Annotated in this window: 1 rRNA gene; it reads left to right on the top strand. The window is 56.0% G+C overall.

What is annotated here, in order from left to right:
* A 16S ribosomal RNA gene (locus ACWPOC_RS25535) occupies positions 1-220 on the top strand; the annotation flags it as partial.
* Positions 221-545 lie beyond the last annotated feature (325 nt).

Below are 545 nucleotides of genomic sequence, written 5' to 3'. Positions count from 1 at the left end.
CCGTGAAGTCGGAGTCGCTAGTAATCGCAGATCAGCAACGCTGCGGTGAATACGTTCCCGGGCCTTGTACACACCGCCCGTCACGTCATGAAAGTCGGTAACACCCGAAGCCGGTGGCCTAACCCCTCGTGGGAGGGAGCCGTCGAAGGTGGGATCGGCGATTGGGACGAAGTCGTAACAAGGTAGCCGTACCGGAAGGTGCGGCTGGATCACCTCCTTTCTAAGGAGCAACTTCCGATACAGACACAACACAGGTTGTGTTCTGATCGGCAGAGCCATTACGGATTCATAGGTAATCCGGTGGTGCTCATGGGTGGAACGCTGACAACCATCACCGCGTATGGCGGGGATACAGATCCTCGTCGCGGTGGTTATATCGGTGCACTGTTGGGTCCTGAGAGAACACGCGAGTGTTTTGTCAGCGACGATGACTTACGAAGGCGGTTGGCCGTGTGGCCGGCGTTGGTAGGGGTTGTTGTGTGTTGTTTGAGAACTGCACAGTGGACGCGAGCATCTTTGTTGTAAGTGTTTATGAGCGTACGGTG

The organism is Rhodococcus sp. 5G237 (genome assembly GCF_053764735.1).
This window is presented reverse-complemented; position numbering and strand designations above follow the sequence as displayed.